This window comes from Streptomyces sp. NPDC007095 (genome assembly GCF_040634475.1).
Classification (GTDB): domain Bacteria; phylum Actinomycetota; class Actinomycetes; order Streptomycetales; family Streptomycetaceae; genus Streptomyces.
On the sequence record NZ_JBEYFS010000451.1, the window covers coordinates 1 to 3,502 of the forward strand.

A 3,502-nucleotide genomic window follows, 5' to 3' on the forward strand; every position below is an offset into this window, starting at 1 on the left:
AGGGGCGCGGGGAACTGCGCAATCTTTTGGCGGGGGTCTGGGGGCGGAGCCCCCAGGGACGGGACGGGCAGGGGCGGCGGGGGCGAGGACCCGGCGACCTCAGCCCGTGCGCGCGATCAGGTACCGGAACACGTTCGGCATCCACACCGTGCCGTCCGCGCGCTGATACGGATGCAGCGCCTCCGTCAGCTCCTTGCCGACCTGCACCACATCCGTCGCACCGACCGCCGGGTCGAACAGCCCGGTCGACAACAACCCCCGCACCGCGCTCTCCACGTCCGCGTACCCGAAGGGACACGCCACCCGCCCGGACCCGTCCGGCCGGAGCCCGGCCCGCTCGGCGACTTCCTCCAGGTCGTCCCGGCGAGGAGCCTGCCCGCACCCCTCGCCCGGCAGCACCGCGGACGTGGCGCACCGCTCCGGCGGCCCCCATCCGACCAGCACCACGGCCGCCCCCCGCTCGGCAAGCGGAGTGGCTGCCGACAGCAGCTCCCCGAGTTCCTCGGCGTCCCCCGGCGCGCACCCGATCGGCTCGAACGCGGTCACCAGCGTGTACGCGGCCGCCGTCGGGTCGGCGAGGTCCGAGGGGGACCCCTCCACGATCCGGGCGTCGGCACGCGCGCGTGTGCCCCACCCGTCCGGCAGTAACCGTTCCCGCGCGAGCGCCACCCGTTCGGGCGAAGAGGAGTCGACGCCGGTCACCGCCGCTCCCCGGGAGGCCGCCATCAGAAGGGCCAGCCCCGTACCGCAGCGCAGGCCGAGGACCCGCGTCCCGGCGCCCACTTCGAGCCGCTCGTAGACGGCTTCGTAGAGCGGCACCAGCATCCGCTCCTGGATCTCGGCCCAGTCACGCGCGCGTGCACACGGATCCACCCGGGGCGGCGCGGCCGCGTGAGGTAGGTGATGCCGCACGAGCGTAGGTGTCATCGAAAGCGCCCCAATCCGCCGAGAGTTGCCGCTGCGCCCCGTTTCCCTTGCCCCCGTGCAGTGCGCTTGCTCTTCCCCCGTATGTCAGGTAACTCCGCACTCGTCGCGCCGTCCAGGGGTTGTGGCGTGCTGCTTGCGCGCTGTCCGCGCGCGGCACAAGAATTCACATGTCGGCAACGTGTGCCCGTACCATCGCGCCATGGCAAAGGCACCCGTTCTCACGCCCCAGGCGGACGACTTCCCGCGCTGGTACCAGGATCTGATCGCCAAGGCCGAGCTGGCCGACAACGGACCGGTGCGCGGCTCCATGGTCATCCGACCGTACGGGTACGGGCTGTGGGAGCGGATGCAGGCGGAGATGGACGCCCGCATCAAGGAGACGGGTACCCAGAACGCGTACTTCCCGTTGCTGATCCCGCAGTCGTACCTCACCAAGGAGGCCGACCACGTTGAGGGCTTCGCACCGGAGCTCGCGGTGGTCACGCACGGCGGCGGCAAGGAGCTCGAGGAGCCCGCGGTCGTCCGACCCACCTCCGAGATGATCATCAACGACTACTTCTCGAAGTGGGTGCAGAGCTACCGCGATCTGCCACTGTTGATCAACCAGTGGGCGAACGTGGTCCGTTGGGAGCTGCGGCCCCGCCTCTTCCTGCGCACGTCCGAGTTCCTCTGGCAGGAGGGCCACACCGCGCACGCCACGTACGAGGACGCCCGCGACTTCGCCGCGCACATCCACCGCCAGGTGTACGAGGACTTCATGCTGAACGTCCTCGGCATGGATGTCGTCCCCGGCCGCAAGACCGTCAAGGAGCGCTTCGCGGGTGCCATCAACACCCTCACGCTCGAAGGCATGATGGGCGACGGCAAGGCCCTCCAGATGGCCACCAGCCACGAGCTGGGCCAGAACTTCGCCAAGGCCTTCAACACCCGGTACCTGTCGAAGGAAGGCAAGCAGGAGCTGGTCTGGCAGACCTCCTGGGGCTCGACGACCCGCATGATCGGCGCCCTGGTGATGATGCACGGCGACGACAACGGACTGCGCGTCCCGCCGCGGCTCGCCCAGATCCAGGCCGTCGTCCTCGCGATCAAGGGCGACGAGGCGGTTCTGGCCAAGGTCCGCGAAATCGGCGACCGGTTGAAGGCGGCGGGTGTACGCGTCCACGTGGACGACCGCACCGACGTCCCGTTCGGACGGCGCGCCGTCGACTGGGAGCTCAAGGGCGTCCCCGTCCGCGTCGAGGTCGGGCCCCGTGACCTGGAGAACGGCACCGCGATGCTGGTCCGCCGTATCCCCGGCGGCAAGGAGCCGGTCGCCATCGACGCTCTGGTGGAACTGCTCCCCACCGTCCTCGAAGAGGACCAGGCGCTGCTTCTGAAGCAGTCGCGTGAGCGCCGGGAGTCCCGCACTTCGGAGGTGTCGACGATCCAGGAGGCCGTCGAGACGGCCACCGCCGGCGGCTGGGCGCGCATTCCGTGGGCCGACCTCGGAGAAGAGGGCGAGGCCGAGCTCGCCGAGCACTCCGTGACCGTACGGTGTCTGGTCGCCGAGGACGGGTCGGTGCCCGACACCGACGACGCACCCGGTAACGTCGCGGTCGTCGCGCGCGCTTACTGAGTAGGCCGCAGGCGAGGCCGAAACGCCTCTTGCGCATCTGAAGACCACAGGGGCCCCGGCGCGCGGACACCGGCTACGCGCCGGGGCGTACGCGTTACTACGTACCGGCTTGGTGTGAGCTGTGAGGCTTCTCCGCAGATCAGCGCACCCGCCCTCGTCCGGACGCATCAGCGGCAACTGACGGGTACGTGCAAATTATTTGGGATGCCCCGGAATAGGAACACAGAGGCCCCCCGGCTCGTTGTCATTACGTGAGCACGACACCACCTGTTCTCGCCGCAGAGCTGGCAGGGGCGTGGGCCGACATTCAGCGGCACCACCCCGAACTGCCCGATCTTGCCGCGCCAGAGTCCCTGATCGGAGAATCGTCGTCCGCCTGCGGGCACGAACTCTCCTTCGAACGACTGCTGCATGAGGCAGTCCATGGCATCGCCGCCGCCCGCGGAGTCCGCGACACTTCGCGCGCCGGCCGGTACCACAACCGCAGATTCCTCGCCATCGCCGAAGAGCTGGGCCTCGACCACCCGGAGGAGCCGCACCCCAGCAGTGGCTTCTCCCTGGTCACGCTCAACCCCGAGGCGAAGCGGCGCTACCGCCCGACGATCGAGCGGCTGCAACGCGCCCTCAAGGCACACACCGCCGCGACCGCCGCGGACACGGCCCGCTCGTTCCGGGGGCCGGCCGCCCGGCACGGCTCCTCCGGGGGAGGCGTTCGCGTCAAGGCGGTGTGCGACTGCGGCCGCAACGTACGGGTGGTCCCGTCCGTGCTGGCGCAGGCGCCGATCGTGTGCGGAGGATGCGGGAAGCCGTTCCGCATCCCCGAGGTAGTGGGCGCCGCGGCGAGCTGAGCGGACGGCTGCTCGTGGCAGCCGTACTCAGTCGGAGTCAGCCCCGCGCGGCGGGACCCGGTCCGAGCCGGGCGCGCTGCCGACCTCGGCGGTGACCCCCGGTGCCGGGCAT

Annotated in this window: 3 protein-coding genes; 2 read left to right on the forward strand and 1 reads right to left on the reverse strand. The window is 70.5% G+C overall.

Annotated features, from left to right (window positions below; genetic code table 11):
• Positions 1-99 precede the first annotated feature (99 nt).
• Positions 100-927 carry an SAM-dependent methyltransferase gene (locus tag ABZ656_RS57070; RefSeq protein WP_360280530.1) on the reverse strand — a complete coding sequence of 276 codons (828 nt, stop codon included), beginning with the start codon at positions 925-927 and terminating at the stop codon, positions 100-102.
• Between the two features lie 199 nt (positions 928-1,126).
• Here ABZ656_RS57070 and proS point away from each other — a divergent pair, with 199 nt between their 5' ends.
• Both proS and ABZ656_RS57080 read left to right on the forward strand, forming a co-directional pair.
• Positions 1,127-2,542 carry a proline--tRNA ligase gene (gene proS / locus ABZ656_RS57075; RefSeq protein WP_360280533.1) on the forward strand — a complete coding sequence of 472 codons (1,416 nt, stop codon included), beginning with the start codon at positions 1,127-1,129 and terminating at the stop codon, positions 2,540-2,542.
• Positions 2,543-2,793: 251 nt separating this feature from the next.
• Positions 2,794-3,390 carry a hypothetical protein gene (locus ABZ656_RS57080; protein WP_054235363.1) on the forward strand — a complete coding sequence of 199 codons (597 nt, stop codon included), beginning with the start codon at positions 2,794-2,796 and terminating at the stop codon, positions 3,388-3,390.
• Positions 3,391-3,502: the final 112 nt, after the last annotated feature.